Genomic DNA, 15,375 nt, shown 5'->3' with positions numbered 1-15,375 from the left:
GCCTGTTCCGCTCTCTCTAACCATTAAATGAATTAGTTGATTCGTTTAGTCTTTCTTTTCTTTTGAAGGATCTGATGTTTCAGGAACTTCAGTTACTTCTTCTGTGACTGTCTCTTCAACTTCTGTGACTGGTACACTAGTTACTGCTGAATCATTTGTAACGGCAGTTCCAGGTGTTACAGTTCGAATTGCTGCACGGTCAAATTCTAAGACAATACCTTCGCAATCGATTAAAACTGTTTTTTCATTGATTTCACTTAAAACACCATGTAAACCACCAATTGTGACAACACTATCGCCAGTTTTCATTGCGTTTAGTTGTTTTTGACGTTCTTGCTGTTGTTTCTTTTGAGAACGTGTCATGAAAAACATCATTCCTCCTAAAAGGACTAATGTAAAAATCATTGTAAATCCGCCACCCATTTGTTTCACCTCACTCTGCATTATTCACACTACTAACTGTATCAAAAAAATGCTTGAAGAACTAGTTTTTTCCTCTAATTTTTAGAAACTTTTTGCATTCGCTTTATTAAAGCCATATTCTTCAAAAAACGCTTGTCGGAATTCTAATAAATTGTCGTCCATAATTGCTTGACGGACATTTTTCATTAAGTCTAACAAGAAGTATAAATTATGATACGATGTTAAACGGATTCCGAATGTTTCATCACATTTAATCAAATGACGAATATAGGCCCGCGTATAATTACGACAAACATAACAATCACATTTTTCATCAAGCGGACGAAAATCTCTTGCATATTGGGCATTTTTAACAACCAAGCGACCTTGTGAAGTCATACAAGTACCATTGCGCGCAATACGTGTTGGTAGCACACAATCAAACATGTCAATCCCACGAATCACTCCATCAATTAATGAATCAGGGGCACCCACACCCATTAAGTAACGTGGTTTATTTTCAGGAATTAACGGTGTCGTAAAGTCTAAGACTCGGTTCATTTCTTCCTTAGACTCACCAACAGATAAGCCACCAATCGAATAGCCAGGAAAATCCATACTCACTAAATCTTTAGCACTTTGACGACGTAAATCTTCAAATCCCGCACCTTGAACAATACCGAATAATCCCTGTCTATCAGGATTCGCATGGGCTTTTAAGCCACGCTCAGCCCAACGAGAAGTCCGTTCAATCGAACGTTTGACATACTCATAGCTTTCATCAAATGGTGGACATTCATCAAAGCTCATCATAATATCTGATCCTAATTTATTTTGAATATTGATCGCTTTTTCTGGAGAAAGGAACATTTTTGAACCATTTAAATGATTTCTAAAATGCACACCTTCTTCTTCGATTTTCCGCATATCACTTAATGAGAAGACTTGGAAGCCACCTGAATCAGTTAAAATAGGTTGATCCCAGTTCATAAATTTGTGTAAACCGCCTGCTTCTTCGACTAAATCTTCACCTGGGCGTAACCATAAATGGTAAGTATTACTTAAAATAACACCGGCACCCATTTCTTTTAATTCTTCTGGTGACATTGTTTTAACTGTCGCAAGTGTACCTACCGGCATAAACATTGGTGTTGGAAATGTGCCGTGAGGAGTAATTAATTCACCTAAACGCGCACCTGTGTGTTTATCTTTTTTGATTAAACGATAACGAATGGCTGGTTCCGTCATTCATTTCCCTACTTTCTACTATAATTTGTCCTCCCATCATCATACTTTTTTTTTATTGAATTTGCAAGGATTTCTCAAGGTTTCTTTTTTCAAAAAAGGATCCTTAAAAAACAGCAACTAATTCAAATAATTCAAATGAACTAGTTGCTGTTTGGCACTTATTTTGTCGCTGTATATTTTTCTAAATCTTGCATCGCTGTTTTCACAATTTCAGGGGTAATTTTTTGTTTCATATAATGAATCGTTTCGCCTTCTATACAAGCACGTTCTGCTACTTCTTGATACTCGGCTTCAGTTAAGTCCATGTCCATTTCTTTTAAAGAAATAGGCAAACCTAGTTGGTGATAGAAAGGAATCAATTCAGCGATTTCTTGCCATTTTTCTTCAATGGCTAATTGAACAAACACACCATACGCCACTTTGTTTCCATGCAATTGTCGATGGCTAGCTGGCAGCAAAGTTAGTGCATCATGAATGGAATGGGCACCTGCTGTCCGACCATAATCATCGCCAAAGCCACCCACCATTCCACCAATAATTAAATTTGTTTCGATGACATCAATAAACGATTGATTTAATTGTTGCTCTTCCATCGCTTTTAAAGCATTGATACTTTCATTTAACAAAATATCGCGGCATTTTTCCGCGGCAAAATGAGAAACTTGAATAGGTAACACTTGGACATCTAACTGCGAAATAATCGCATCTGCTTCGTACCATTTAGCTAATGTATCCCCAATACCTGCCACCATTAAGGACCGAGGCGAATGTAATAACACTCTTGGTTCTACCAACACCAAAGCGTTTGCTTGCGGAAAAACGTCATATCGTTCCATTGCTCCATCTTCTCGATACATTACACTCAATGGCGTGCACGGTGCACAAGTAGCTGCTAAAGTGGGCAAAATAATTACCGGTAACGCCATTTTGTGTGCTAAGGCTTTGCCCAAGTCGGCCACTTTTCCTCCACCAACAGCGACGATGGCCTCTAAATGATTGTCCAGCACTTGCGCTTCTAACTCTTGCACACGTTGATCTGTACAAACACCTCCATAGTTTTCAAAAACAGCTGTTACTTTTTGAAACGTCGGAAAATACGGTTTTGCCGCTTGCCATGACTCAGTCCCGTGTAAAATGAATACACGATGAATATTTCTGCATAATAGTTGTCCTTCTAATAATTCCCACGAACCAATTTCGCAAAGATACTCTTGTGGTGTCCCTCTCACAATTAATGATTGTTCCATCTTGAAAATCCCCTTCATTTTTGACTTTTGAAAAATTTTTTGAAAAAGTTGTATTTTTTCAACTCTACTACTTTTCCTTTTACATATTCTATGATATGATAAACCACATCATAACACAATAAATTTTTATACATTTATTCGCTTTTTTTGAATATTTATAAAAATAATACAAAAAGGAGTTTACGCAAATGACCAAATGTAAAAAATGGCTACAGACGATTTTACCAATTTTATTCTTGTTGCTCTCATTATTACCTATTAAAGAAACTTTTGCAGCCGAAACCGATCCAGTCTATGACAAAATCATCCAAAAGGGAGAACTAGTTGTCGGCTTATCCGCAGACTATGCCCCTTATGAATTTCATGCAAAAGTAGATGGTGAAGATAAAATTGTCGGTTTTGATATTTCTATTGCTCAAAAAATTGCCGACGATTTAGGCGTTAAATTAAAAATCGAAGAACTAGGCTTTGATGCTCTGTTAGGGGCCTTAAAAACTGGCAAGATTGACATGGTCATCTCTGGCATGTCGCCAACGCCTGAACGATTAAAAGAAGTGGCTTTTTCTCAACCATATATGAACGTTCAACAAAGAGTCATTGTTCGGAAAGAAGACAAAGATAAATTTCATTCCACTAAAGATTTCGAAGGCGTTCGTGCAGGTGCCCAAAAGCAAACGACACAAGAAGAATTAATTAAAACCGAATTAACCGGTGCTGTCCCTACTTCTCTTCAAAAAATTCCAGATTTAATTATGAATCTAAAAAATAATAAATTAGATGCAGTCGTTATGGAAGAACCGGTTGGCGAAGCCTATGTTTCTCAAAATGAGGATTTAGCTTTTGCTGATGTTACCTTTGAAAAAGGCTCAAAAGATACTGCCGTTGCTTTTCCTAAAGATGCGCCCGTTTTGACGGAGAAAGTAAATGCCTCTATTAAACAAATTAATGATCAAAAATTAATGGACGGTTATAAAAAAGAAGCCAATCAATTAATGTTCCAAAAAGATCAAAGCTTTTTACAAAAGTATGGAAAGTTCTACCTTAACGGTGCAGGCTATACCATTTTCCTAGCTTTCATTGGTGTTTTGTTTGGTGCCATTTTAGGGGCATTACTTGCCTTAATGAAGTTAGCCAATTCCAAAATTTTACGTGGCATTGCCATTGCTTATATTGAATATGTTCGTGGCACTCCTTTGCTTGTTCAAATTTTTATTGTCTATTTCGGGACAGGCGTTCTTGGTTTAGACTTATCAAAAGTAGCAGCTGGTTGTATTGCTCTTTCTTTAAACAGTGGTGCATATGTAGCAGAAATTATTCGTGCTGGTATTCAGGCAGTTAATAAAGGACAATTGGAAGCTGCTCGTTCTTTGGGAATGAATCAAAACCAAGCAATGCGATACATCATTTTCCCACAAGCTATTAAAAATATTTTACCAGCGTTAGGCAATGAATTTGTTACAGTAATTAAAGAATCTTCCGTTGTTTCAGTCATTGGTGTTTCAGAACTAATTTTCCAAGCTGGCAACGTTCAAGGAGCAAGTTTTAAACCCTTCCTACCTTACTTAATTGTATCGTTGATTTATTTCGTCCTAACCTTTACTATCTCACGTCTATTAGGTGTTGCTGAAAGGAGAATGAGTACTAGTGATTAACATTAAAAACTTACAGAAAACATTCGGAAAAAATGAAGTACTTAAAGGAATTGACTTAGAAATTGAAGCTGGTGAAGTTGTCGTAATTATTGGCCCTTCTGGTAGTGGTAAAAGTACTTTTTTACGTTGCTTGAACTTATTAGAAACACCAACTGGTGGCAGCGTTGAATTTGAAGGAAAAAATTTATTAGATAAAAATACCAACATTGATCAACTTCGTCAAAAAATGGGAATGGTATTCCAAAATTTCAATCTTTTCCCGCATAAAAATGTCTTGGAAAACTTAACGATTAGTCCTGTTAAAGTAAAAAAAGAAGCCGCTGCTGAAGCCACAGAACATGCTCTTTCTTTACTGGAACAAGTTGGTTTATCAGATAAAAAAGAAAATTATCCCTCTCAACTTTCTGGTGGGCAACAACAACGGGTAGCGATTGCTCGTGCTTTAGCCATGCGCCCTGACGTGATGCTGTTCGATGAACCAACTTCTGCCTTAGACCCTGAAATGGTGGGCGAAGTGCTATCCGTTATGAAAAATTTAGCTATTGAAGGGATGACAATGGTAGTGGTTACCCACGAAATGGGCTTCGCAAAAGAAGTCGCGGACCGTGTCATTTTTATGGATGCAGGAATCATTCAAGAAGAAGGCACACCTGAAGAAATTTTTGATGCGCCACAAAACCCAAGAACACAAGATTTTCTAAGAAAAGTTTTATAAAAAGGAGCACCTGGTATGGATCGCAAGAATATCGCAACACGTTACCAACAACCTACTGAAAATTTACTCATGGATATTGCAACATTGGCGAAAAAGACCCCAAATTTAATCGATTTATCGATTGGTGACCCTGACTTAATTACCGATGAGCGGATTATCGAACAAGCAGCTAACGATGCCAAAAATGGGCATACAAAATATACCGCTTCTGATGGTAGCGAGGCATTCATTGAGGCGATCATTCAGTTTTATCAGTCACATTATCAATTATCTTTTCAACCGAATCAAGTCCGGGCCACAGTTGGCGCTCTGCACGGAATGTACCTTGCCTTACAAGTGATTCTAAATCCTGGAGATGAAGTGATTATTCATGAACCTTATTTCTCTCCTTATAAAGACCAAGTCCTTTTAGCAGATGGCGTTCCGGTCTTTTTACCAACCTATGAAGAAGATGGTTTCCAAATTGATGTAGCTCTTTTGAAAGAAAAAATCACGCCTAAAACCAAAGCGATTATTCTTAATTCACCGAATAACCCGACAGGCGCTGTTTTCTCTGAAGAAACTTTCAGAGAAATTGCACAGGTAGCGATTGAACACAACTTATACATTCTTTCAGATGAAGTTTATGAAGCCTTTTGTTTCCAAGAAACGTTTACTCCCATGGCTACGTTTGCTCCAGAAAATACTATCACTTTTGGCAGCTTTTCAAAAGCCTTTGCAATGACTGGTTGGCGTATTGGTTATATGATTGCCCCAGACTATATTAACGAAGTAGCCAAATTAATTAATGAAGGCGTTACGTATTCTGCGCCTACGTTGTCACAGCAAGCAGGAATCTATGCGTTACAACATTTTGACGAATTTGTAGACCCAATCGTTGAAGTGTTCCAAACACGTTTAGAGTATGTGGCACAACGAGTAGCAAAGATTCCTTTCCTTTCGCTTCATCCAGTCAAAGGAAGTATATACGCCTTCATTAACATTCAAAAAACCGGACTAACTTCCGTTCCTTTTGTGGAAAAGCTTTTAAAAGAGACACAAGTATTAGTGATTCCTGGAAAAGCATTTGGTGAAACAACAGGCGATGAGTACATTCGTTTAGCCGCAACACAAAATTTAGATTTATTAAAGGAAGCGTTCGATCGAATTGAAAGAATGACCTTTGAATAAAAAAAGCTTCTGCATTAGCTAATAATCATAGCTAATGCAGAAGCTTTTTAGATTTCTTCTATCAATTCAATCGCTTGCCCGCCAACATGCGGTGGAATTGACATAGTCATCGGCGGCAAGCCCACGACTGTGAAACGGACTTTGGTCCCTTTTTTCAAGTGAGACAGTGGGATACTTTCCTCTAACTGTTCAACAAGTATGTTTAAAATTACCCCATGAGAAAATAAGGGCACAATGGATTCTGGATCACTTTCTGCTTGGATATTTTCTAAATGTAATCGCATTGACAATGGCTGCGTCTCATTTAACACACCAGCCTCTGCTAATTTCCCTGTAAAAACAGCAAGTTTTTCAGTCATTTGTTTGCCTCCTTTTTAAACATCATATTGAAGAGAATTAATTCCATCCCCTAAAAATTCTGAAGCGTTGTTAAATTCGGCAGGATCATATTTGGTATAGGAAACTTGTAATGTCAAAGTAATATTCCTTAAGGTTTCAGAATGGGCAAATTTCTCTTGAGCTTGTTGTTTGAATTCTTTTCTAGTAGTGTATCCGTCATCCCCATCGCGGAAAATTAATAACGCCCAAGTCGGCGGTGTGCCGTCGATAAAGTATGGTAAGAAGCGATCATCCGTTGTCTCTTTAATCGCCGCTGTCACGATTTGTAGCAATTCATTCTTTTGTTCAGGACTTAATAAGTTACGAATACTTTCCCAATAGGCCACTCGGATCACGACTAAATATAACGGCGCTTCATAACGTGTAGAAATGTCAGAAAATAAATCGAATCCTTCTTCATACATTTTTGCTGTTCTTAAATTAGTTACTGCATCTAACGCATTTAACCGTGAAGTTTCTTTACGTAAGCGAATATTTTCTTCTTCAATCGTACGAATTTGATAAGTCACTGCATAGATTGTTAAACAGTAGAGCGGCGGCATGATTAGCCAAAATAATGAGCCATAGCTAAACAAATCATGATAGACATACTGATATACAACATAGGTCAATTGTAGAAAAATAAATATAAGCGAAAATGTTAACCCCGCTGTAATTCCTACAAAATAGGTAACGATAATTAAGATAACTGAAATTAATAGACAACTTAAGTCCACAAAGAAATCATTCGTTCCTAAGGCCATAAAGATGGTTGTGCCGACAACCAAAACAATTCCTACCAACAAAGTTAAATCCAAAAGTAAGGTCACTCGTTTTTGATTCACTCTATTCCCCACCTTTCAAATTCTTCTTCACGATGAAGAACGCACTTAATCCAATAATAGTCATACCAATTAAGAAGACAAATAGATAAATCATTAATTTATGATTATTGACAATTCGTTTACCTAATGATTCGTTGCTGACGTTGCTTACACGTTTTTTGAAACGATAATCATAGCGACGATAGTTCGGATCGACCACAATGGCATCTCCTTTGTACATAGAAGTATTCTTCTCTGTATTCACTTGTGTAGAGGCTAAAAAGACACCTTGTGATTTAGCTCCTGTTAAGATTAACGCCGCGGCTTTCGCATTATATGGAGAAAACATTAACTGCGCCGTACCGATTTGTTTACCATAATCTTTTTCGATACTCAGTTTCTCGTTTGAAACAAAACGTGTGAAGTCCTTATCATAATGGAAATATAACTGATCGTTTAACTTACGAATCATCGGATTATCCTTAGGCGTACCAAAAATAATCAAGTTATGATTTTCTAATGCCGCATTTTTAGGCGCTTTTTTATAATACGTAATCTCACCGACATTACTTTCGGCATAATTACCAATTAAGTTAAATAAATTGGTCAACACTTTAAAATAGTTATCGTCCATTTTTTCTGGTAATAAAATCGCTAAATCAGCAAAAGAACGGCTTCTGATAAAAATGTTCGGATAGTTGTTAAATAATATGTCATTAAGTTCTTCTGTTTGAATAAACGCATTCGAATTATTTTCAATAAAGGCCCATGGAGTCTGACCATTTCGCAAAACTTCTGGTGATTTAACATTCAAATCAAAAGCAACTTTTAAAACAAAACTATCAGCAATTTCTAAGTTCTTTGGAAATTCGAGATTTAATTCATCACCGTTCGCACGAGCAGCGGTTAATTTCTTGCTGCCAATTGGTTTATCATTGGCATAGACCGTCACTAAAGAAGAATCAAAATCTAAGTTTTCAGCGTATTTAAAATGTAAATGCACGCGACTTCCATTGGCATTGTTTCGATCCACTGGTAAATTGACAAAGTACGTTTGTTCTTGGTGATAAGCCCCTTCTAGTTTGTCCCCCGTTGAGGTTAATGGATAATTTCCATCAAATTCTAAAGTTGAACTAAACGTATCGGTATTCTCATCAACTGTTGTCTCTTCTTTATCTGTTTGGGTCATTAATTCATAATTGGCTAAATAACGTCCCGCACGAACAAGTAAGTCCTCATCTTTAGAAGTAGCTACTAAAACATGCTTATCTGGTTGATTGAAAAATTTTAAGACAGCCTGGTCCTCCACGCGTTTGCTATCAATTTGACTTTTATACTGATCTGGTAATTTATCATAGCTGGCAATAATCAACTGATAGGGTGCAGACTGTTCTTTGTTCAAAGAAGCCATTGGCAACAATTCTTCTGAGGTAGTAATCAAACGAGCAGCACCAGCTAACGCATGGGTCGCTGCAGCTAATTCTTTTTCCGATGCATTTTCTGGTGTCAAAATAACACTGTGTTTATTCGCAATCGTGTCTGCTCCCACAAAATGATTATAAAAAGAATGAATCGTATTCTCTGGTAATTGTAAATCGTATTGGAAGTTTACGTTAGATCCTTCATACATCGTTAACCAATTTGCTGGAGTTTCAATTAAATTATACATGTCGTTTCCTGCCTGATTAATAATTTGGCCTTCAACAGTCAATGTATTTGTCTCTTTAATCAGTTCCAAAGGGATTTCAATCGTCTTTTGTTGAATACCAGTCGTATTTTCAGGACGCCAAGAATAAAACTTCACACCATTAACTGCCACAGTTAAATCTGAGGTCTGATTATTTTTTAATTGTGTGATTTGGTAAGTCATATTGAATGATGCTTTTTTTACGTCCCAATAATCAATTTTTGTAAAATACATGGTGCTACGGACAGAAGTACCTGTTAAAGAGATTGTTTTATTTTGAAAAGGTTGTGTAAAGGTATGGTTGTCTTGTTCTTTGTTTTCGGCGTATACGGTCGGACTTGCGACACCAATCAGAATTGCCAGAAAGAACACTCCTATTAAAGTGACTGTTTTTTGTTTCATTGCACGTTTCCTCCTTATTTAAATCGTTCAGTTTTGTACCATTTTGTTTGTGTTTGTTTATGAAAAACATTTTCTTTAATATACATCACCATGCCATAAGCGGCGACTACTAGCCACATCTGACTGTATGTAATATACATCAAGGCAATAATTAAGATATTCTCTAAAGTCATTTCGCCTTTTTCGGTTGTAATACTGACAAAAGTACTGAAAATAAATAACAAAATCGCTAACAACCATAAGGAATTGCTAAATCCTTGCAGGGTCGTTGTTAAGTAACCAGACATTGATAAAACTAACATGATGTCTGACAAAACGAGCGATGTCATTAAGAGAAAATAAATGGACAAGAAATATAAGATATCAAAACGGATCCGACTCGCTTTAGGATTAAACAATAATTTAGCATTTTTAACAATGACATAAATATTGCCTTTGACCCATCGCGTCCGTTGTCGGAACCAAACTGACAAAGTTTGTGGCTCTTGCTCCCACGTCACTGCTTTTGGTTGAAACTTAATTTTATAGCCCATCATATAGATGCGAAAGCTGATTTCTGTATCTTCGGCTAACGCTTTGTCATCCCAGCCGCCAATGGCTTCAATAATACTACGACGAACAATAAAATTTGTGCCAGGAATCGTGCATAACTTAAATAATTGAAAACGACCGGCTTGTGCCATCCATTGAAAGGCCAGTGTTTCGATATTAATAAAGCGTGTCAACAAGCTTGCATTGCGATTTCTCGTTCTAAATTTACCAATAACTGCGCCGTATTCCTCACTAGCGATTAACTCTCCAACTAAATAACGGAGTGCATTCGGTTCAGGTGTATTGTCCGCATCATAAATGGCAATCACGTCCCCCTTGGCTTGCTTGAAACCAATGTTTAAGGCATTAGACTTACCTTTCCCACCTGTTATATTGTCTGTATTAATAATCTTCAAATTTCGATTAACCGCCTTTTTTTGGACGTTAGCTAAAAGCTCGGCACTATTATCACTTGAGTTGTCATTAATCACAATAATTTCATAGCGATCTTGCGGATAATTAAAATTCAATAACGCTTCAACTGTTCGCACAATGACAATTCCTTCATTATGGGCCGGCACCATAATTGAAACAAACGGCGCGTCTTCATCCTCTACAGGTGGTGGTGCGACAGGATCTGTTTTTAAATAATAAACATAGCCAAAAATAACTAAGAGAATATTTACAATTAGTAGACTCCAAATAATGATAGTTGCTGTTAACATTACAATGTCAGCAATGGTCATTTGTCTTCCTCCTTATTAATATATTTCGACCGATAATTCTTTCGTCCAATCATAAACAAAATAATCAGGATGATTAAAGTTAGTGTAACAACGCCAACTAAAATATTATTTGTGATGCTAAAAAAGAATGAAAATAACCCTGTAAATCGTTGTTTTTCAACTGTTGAGGCCCCTGTATCAGCCAAACCATTGACAATTTGATTGTTTAAGAAGAACCGATTATTCCGAAATTCGATTTTCTGCGTTTGTGTTTGAACAGTGAAATGTTGATCCGCTTCTGAAACACTAAACACTATTGGTGCTTCCTTGACTTCTTGAATTAGATGATCCACTTCTTTTTTAGAATTTGGAAATGAAAAACTAATGGTGGTCGGCATTGGAAATCGATAGTCATTCGGATTATCTTTATCCGTCCATTCAATCCCCGATAAATAATCATACGGTAAATCAAACAAAGCATTCTTATAAGTGATTGATTCTCCCGTTTGGTTCCGATAAAAAACGCGTTCAATCGGCGGATTTTCTCTTAGAATCACTGTATCACTAATTGCTAGACCATCCTCTTGGTATTGAAGGTCTTGATTCCAGTATCCTGGAGCAGAAATGCCTACTGGATAGACATGTCTGTCGACCAATAAACTAATCTGCTGCTCCATCAATTGTTTCAAGGCACGTTGGTCATTTAAATCAAAATTGTTAACGACCGGTGTTTCTAAGAAAATAACCCCCGTCGAAGCAAACGCACGTAACGCATTCGTAAATAGTTTATAAGGTAAAATCGTATTGTTTTGTGAAACGCTCGTACTGGATAAAATATAAGGATACGTGGTTTTAACTAATTCTTCTTGCAAATAGGTTGCCACAGACATATCTCTTAACGGGTTAAAATCAGAAATCGTCAAAAACGGCCGTGACATTTTTTCACTTTCCAGCCATTGACTAATCACGTCCAAGCTTTCTAAAAAAACAGCGCCTTTGCGTTCAAACATTGGGAGAAAAGCATGCCCATTCTCAATTACACCAAATGGATATTCTTCTGGTGCTAATTCTTGTGTTTTTAATCGGCCAACCGTCTGACCTTGCGTATTTTCCAGCACAACTGATTGATCTTGAAAAGGCAATACTTGAGAAAAGCGGTTTTTTTCATCTTCTAACCGATATTGACGATGACTTAATTCTTTCCACGTACCGCTAAAATATTGTTTTTCATCGTCACGCATGTTTCGACCAATGTGTAATTGTTTACCTTTAAAATGAACTCGATCTGCTAGAAAATCAGAGGCAATAACGCCGGCTTGTTCAGGCCAATTCACCATAGAAATCAAACTGTCATAGCCATCATTTAGCAATTCGCCAGGCACATAATCTGACACCGCCACACTCTGAACTTCTACTCCAAAACTCGTCAACACTCGTTGTAAAGCATCCACATCATTTTCTTTTTTCCCAGCAATGTTCAAGCTGTCATAGACAAGTAAGACATGTTTACTTGGTGCAGCCAGCGCCGGTTTGGCAAAGCCACAAAAAACGAAAAAGAGTAAGAAACACACCCAGCCAATAAGATATTGTTTATTTTTCAATTCCCTCTACCTCCCCAATGACTTGTGGTGTTGTATCTTGCCACATTCGTTTACCAATAACATCAGAAACAATTTGTAACAAGAGAAAATCTAAAAATACTGAGACTAAAAACAAATGACGTACTAAGTCACTATCCCCATCAATAATAATTGTTGAAATGAAAACAACTAATAAATTAAGATAAATCCCTGTCATTAAAAAGAAGCGAAAAACTAATCTGGGTTCGTTTCTCTTGAGTCCTCTGTATAAACCAACGCCATATAAACCAAACAGAATCACACCTAATAATAGATAGAAAGCAAAGTTTTTAGGGAAAAAACTGGCTTTAATACGGTTATACACCATAAAAAATTTAGATTGTTCCAGCGGTGCACGCCCCGTCGTTTTCTCAAAATTCCCCACATTATTAGGCTTTACTAAGTAAACATTTGGGACCGCTGAATTCAGTCCTTGCCATAATTCAGATGGATAATTTAAATAATTCAATAACACCCATCCAAAACTCGTTTTATCAAAAAAATCTTTTTTCATTTGTTCAGAAGTTGGTGATACAGGACTGTATTCTTCAAAGTAGGAACGTCCCTTTTGCAACCCATATTGCGGGTTGATTCCGCCCTCTGACATCCGTTTATCTGGAACCTTACTATCCTTCATTACACCGCGCGTCATACTGTGGTAGACATCACGTTCATAGATATCGTTAGGAACGATAAAAGCTGCTAACGTTGTAAAACCAATCAACGCAATTAAAAAGGCCGTCATTGACAATTGTTGGTAACGTTGTGACAAGTAGACAAAAAATCCTAATCCAGCAATAATTACGCCAATAATCAACAAATATTCTTGGCGTGTTGTTCCTATTAAAAGTACTACTGCTTGTGCCAAGATAACTAAAACTATTCTTCTGAGCCAAGTTCGTGGTTTCGTCACCCGATAAAAATAGACTGAAAATGCTAAGACACTCACAGAAAGTAAAAAACTCGTCGCTTCTGTATAAAAGGAATTAAAATAAATCGTATAGGAGGTATCTCCCAAGATGAAAATAACCAACAAGGAGATAAGATAACTTTTTTTCAAAGATACGCCTTCGGTTAAGCCTCGTACCAGAATATAAATTGACACTAAAAAACAACTAAGATAAACGAAACCTAAGAAACGAATATCGAAAAGTGTTTGACTATAAAAAAGTTTATTAAGCCAAATGGCAATGGTGATGAAAAATTGTTGAGTGGAAACAAAGTGCGTCGTTGTTTCATTAAAATAACGCATAATTGAAAAGTCCTTAACAAAATAGGCCACATTGTCGTAGCTATCACCATTGACACGATAAAGACTATTTGAATTTAACACACGAAAATACTCGCCATTATCTCCCAAGCCATTAATCGGATAAACAAATAACAAAATGCTTGTCACTAACCCAATCCCTAAAACGGCCAAAAGACTTGGAGAAATATAACGACTCAACCATTCAAAAGCCGAGTTCATGTATTTTTTGATCTTTTCCATGCTTTCACCTCATCTAGAAATCATAGGCCAAAAGAGCCATTAAGTTATTATAGGAATAGACTTGTTTCGTAACTTTATCACCAAATCCTCCATAAATCGGACTGCTTGAATCCATAATTTGAAAATTATTAAGTACTGTAATTGCCGCACGATACAACTCTTTGTCATTTTCGGCAACACCAATTAAAGCCGCTATCGCATAACTGGCTGCAGATTGATTTTTATCCACAGGTGATCCATTTAAATCATACGAGTTAAAAAGCGTTCCTTGCTGAACTTGTTTTCGCACAAAATCAATACTAGTCTGCTTCGCCATACCCACTTCACTTAAATGGACAATCGTTAATAAAGATTCAATAATATTAAGTGTTCCGTTGTTTTCGTATTTATTTGTTTGATGATTAAACTTCGTTTGATAAAGAGGTAAATCATCAGAAATATAGCCATCATCTATTAATTGGTAATGATACTGCAAGTAGTCTGCTGAAATCCCAAATTCTTTGTATAGATAACCCAGCGTAATTAAGTCAATATAAAACAAAGAAGTTTCTGAAGACTGTTGTTTTGATTTACTATCGTAAAAATCAATTAGAATATTATCTTTCATAGAGGTTTTCATAAAACTCTTGCCTAATTTTTTAATTTCTTGATCGTACTGATCTGTTTTAAAATGCCCCCCTGCTTCAATTAATGAACGAATGATCCGTAAATCATCAATCGAGGCATTGACATTGTACTTATTGCCTTGCTCGTCAATTCGGTAACTAAATTGGACGCCGTCGTAAAAGGTGTCTTTCGTCTGCTTGTAAAAATTATCAAAACGTCCCTGCGTATCAAAAGCTAAATTACGCAAATATAGACCCGAAGACTCACTTAGCAACTCATGTCCTGTGGCGACATCTTTGCGTTCAGCATCTGGTAAATAGTTGGTTAAAAAACCGCCGTCTGTTTTGAGCCGGGTTTCAATAAAAAACTTCAACAAATCTTTGCGTTCAGCGGTTTCTTTTGTGTGAAATTCATGTTTTGTTAAAAAATGTTGTTTGTCTGTCGACATTAAGCGTTGAATTTTTGGATTCACTTTTTCCACCTCTACTTTATAGGATTTTTCTCTAAACAAAAGAAAATATCCTCCCAGAAGCACCACGAATACCCCAATAAAAATCCAAAGTTTTCTCTTCATTGTTACGCCTCTTTTCCTCACTTCTTTATTGTCAGTGTACACAAAAGTACTTGTTTTTGCGAAACTTACGCTACATCTTCAAGCGCAAGAAAAAAAGCAATCC

At 36.7% G+C, this 15,375-nt stretch carries 13 protein-coding genes; 3 read left to right on the top strand and 10 right to left on the bottom strand.

Annotated elements, in window-relative coordinates; all coding sequences use genetic code 11:
- Positions 1–45: 45 nt before the first annotated feature.
- The 3 genes from yajC to IGK72_RS03595 form a co-directional block, all read right to left on the bottom strand.
- Positions 46–444, bottom strand: coding sequence for a preprotein translocase subunit YajC (yajC, locus tag IGK72_RS03605; RefSeq protein WP_002383336.1), 399 nt, complete (start codon positions 442–444; stop codon positions 46–48).
- Positions 445–504: 60 nt separating this feature from the next.
- Positions 505–1,650, bottom strand: a complete 1,146-nt coding sequence (gene tgt / locus IGK72_RS03600; protein ID WP_002355772.1) for a tRNA guanosine(34) transglycosylase Tgt — start codon at positions 1,648–1,650, stop codon at positions 505–507.
- A 158-nt stretch (positions 1,651–1,808) separates the two neighbouring features.
- Positions 1,809–2,915 (bottom strand): iron-containing alcohol dehydrogenase family protein, encoded by a 1,107-nt coding sequence (locus IGK72_RS03595; protein ID WP_002379176.1) that lies wholly within the window; start codon positions 2,913–2,915, stop codon positions 1,809–1,811.
- Between the two features lie 170 nt (positions 2,916–3,085).
- On the opposite strand from IGK72_RS03595, the gene IGK72_RS03590 reads away from it, so the two are divergent.
- From IGK72_RS03590 to IGK72_RS03580, 3 genes are read left to right on the top strand one after another with little or no spacing between them, the layout of a single operon-like run.
- Entirely contained in the window at positions 3,086–4,549 is a 1,464-nt protein-coding gene (locus IGK72_RS03590; RefSeq protein WP_002358820.1) for an ABC transporter permease subunit, read from the top strand.
- Entirely contained in the window at positions 4,542–5,264 is a 723-nt protein-coding gene (locus tag IGK72_RS03585; protein WP_002396453.1) for an amino acid ABC transporter ATP-binding protein, read from the top strand. Before IGK72_RS03590 ends, IGK72_RS03585 begins: the two co-directional genes overlap by 8 nt.
- A 15-nt stretch (positions 5,265–5,279) precedes the next feature.
- The gene (locus IGK72_RS03580) at positions 5,280–6,434 is read left to right on the top strand and encodes a pyridoxal phosphate-dependent aminotransferase (protein WP_023895592.1); all 1,155 of its coding nucleotides are present in this window, start codon (positions 5,280–5,282) and stop codon (positions 6,432–6,434) included.
- A gap of 47 nt (positions 6,435–6,481) precedes the next feature.
- On the opposite strand, the gene IGK72_RS03575 is transcribed toward IGK72_RS03580, so the two are convergent.
- Genes IGK72_RS03575 through IGK72_RS03545 form a run of 7 tightly spaced genes read right to left on the bottom strand, consistent with a single transcriptional unit; the run spans position 6,482 to position 15,314 of the window.
- Positions 6,482–6,793: a hypothetical protein gene (locus IGK72_RS03575; protein WP_002355767.1), complete on the bottom strand. Its 312-nt coding sequence runs from the start codon at positions 6,791–6,793 to the stop codon at positions 6,482–6,484.
- A 15-nt stretch (positions 6,794–6,808) separates the two neighbouring features.
- Entirely contained in the window at positions 6,809–7,669 is an 861-nt protein-coding gene (locus IGK72_RS03570) for a hypothetical protein (protein WP_002385041.1), read from the bottom strand.
- Positions 7,659–9,725, bottom strand: coding sequence for a cellulose biosynthesis cyclic di-GMP-binding regulatory protein BcsB (locus IGK72_RS03565; RefSeq protein WP_002425399.1), 2,067 nt, complete (start codon positions 9,723–9,725; stop codon positions 7,659–7,661). The genes IGK72_RS03570 and IGK72_RS03565 overlap by 11 nt, the downstream gene beginning before the upstream one ends.
- A gap of 14 nt (positions 9,726–9,739) precedes the next feature.
- Positions 9,740–11,002, bottom strand: a complete 1,263-nt coding sequence (locus tag IGK72_RS03560) for a glycosyltransferase (RefSeq protein ID WP_023895588.1) — start codon at positions 11,000–11,002, stop codon at positions 9,740–9,742.
- Positions 10,999–12,582: a hypothetical protein gene (locus IGK72_RS03555; RefSeq protein ID WP_070416140.1), complete on the bottom strand. Its 1,584-nt coding sequence runs from the start codon at positions 12,580–12,582 to the stop codon at positions 10,999–11,001. The genes IGK72_RS03560 and IGK72_RS03555 overlap by 4 nt, the downstream gene beginning before the upstream one ends.
- The gene (locus IGK72_RS03550) at positions 12,572–14,092 is read right to left on the bottom strand and encodes a hypothetical protein (protein WP_023895587.1); all 1,521 of its coding nucleotides are present in this window, start codon (positions 14,090–14,092) and stop codon (positions 12,572–12,574) included. The genes IGK72_RS03555 and IGK72_RS03550 overlap by 11 nt, the downstream gene beginning before the upstream one ends.
- A gap of 13 nt (positions 14,093–14,105) precedes the next feature.
- A complete protein-coding gene (locus tag IGK72_RS03545; RefSeq protein ID WP_002385036.1) occupies positions 14,106–15,314 on the bottom strand; it encodes a hypothetical protein in 1,209 nt (402 codons plus the stop codon).
- Between the last annotated feature and the right edge of the window lie 61 nt (positions 15,315–15,375).

The organism is Enterococcus sp. DIV0183, from assembly GCF_050541505.1.
GTDB lineage: Bacteria > Bacillota > Bacilli > Lactobacillales > Enterococcaceae > Enterococcus > Enterococcus faecalis.
The sequence above is the reverse complement of the archived record's forward strand: the minus strand, read 5'-3'. Positions and strand labels throughout refer to the sequence as shown.

Excerpts from the sequence above, each read along its gene's own strand:
- IGK72_RS03565 (WP_002425399.1), bottom strand. The coding sequence starts at position 9,725 with ATGAAACAAAAAACAGTCACTTTAATAGGAGTGTTCTTTCTGGCAATT.
- IGK72_RS03550 (WP_023895587.1), bottom strand. The coding sequence starts at position 14,092 with ATGGAAAAGATCAAAAAATACATGAACTCGGCTTTTGAATGGTTGAGT.
- IGK72_RS03590 (WP_002358820.1), top strand. The coding sequence starts at position 3,086 with ATGACCAAATGTAAAAAATGGCTACAGACGATTTTACCAATTTTATTC.
- yajC (WP_002383336.1), bottom strand. The coding sequence starts at position 444 with ATGCAGAGTGAGGTGAAACAAATGGGTGGCGGATTTACAATGATTTTT.
- IGK72_RS03595 (WP_002379176.1), bottom strand. The coding sequence starts at position 2,915 with ATGAAGGGGATTTTCAAGATGGAACAATCATTAATTGTGAGAGGGACA.
- IGK72_RS03580 (WP_023895592.1), top strand. The coding sequence starts at position 5,280 with ATGGATCGCAAGAATATCGCAACACGTTACCAACAACCTACTGAAAAT.
- tgt (WP_002355772.1), bottom strand. The coding sequence starts at position 1,650 with ATGACGGAACCAGCCATTCGTTATCGTTTAATCAAAAAAGATAAACAC.
- IGK72_RS03575 (WP_002355767.1), bottom strand. The coding sequence starts at position 6,793 with ATGACTGAAAAACTTGCTGTTTTTACAGGGAAATTAGCAGAGGCTGGT.
- IGK72_RS03560 (WP_023895588.1), bottom strand. The coding sequence starts at position 11,002 with ATGACCATTGCTGACATTGTAATGTTAACAGCAACTATCATTATTTGG.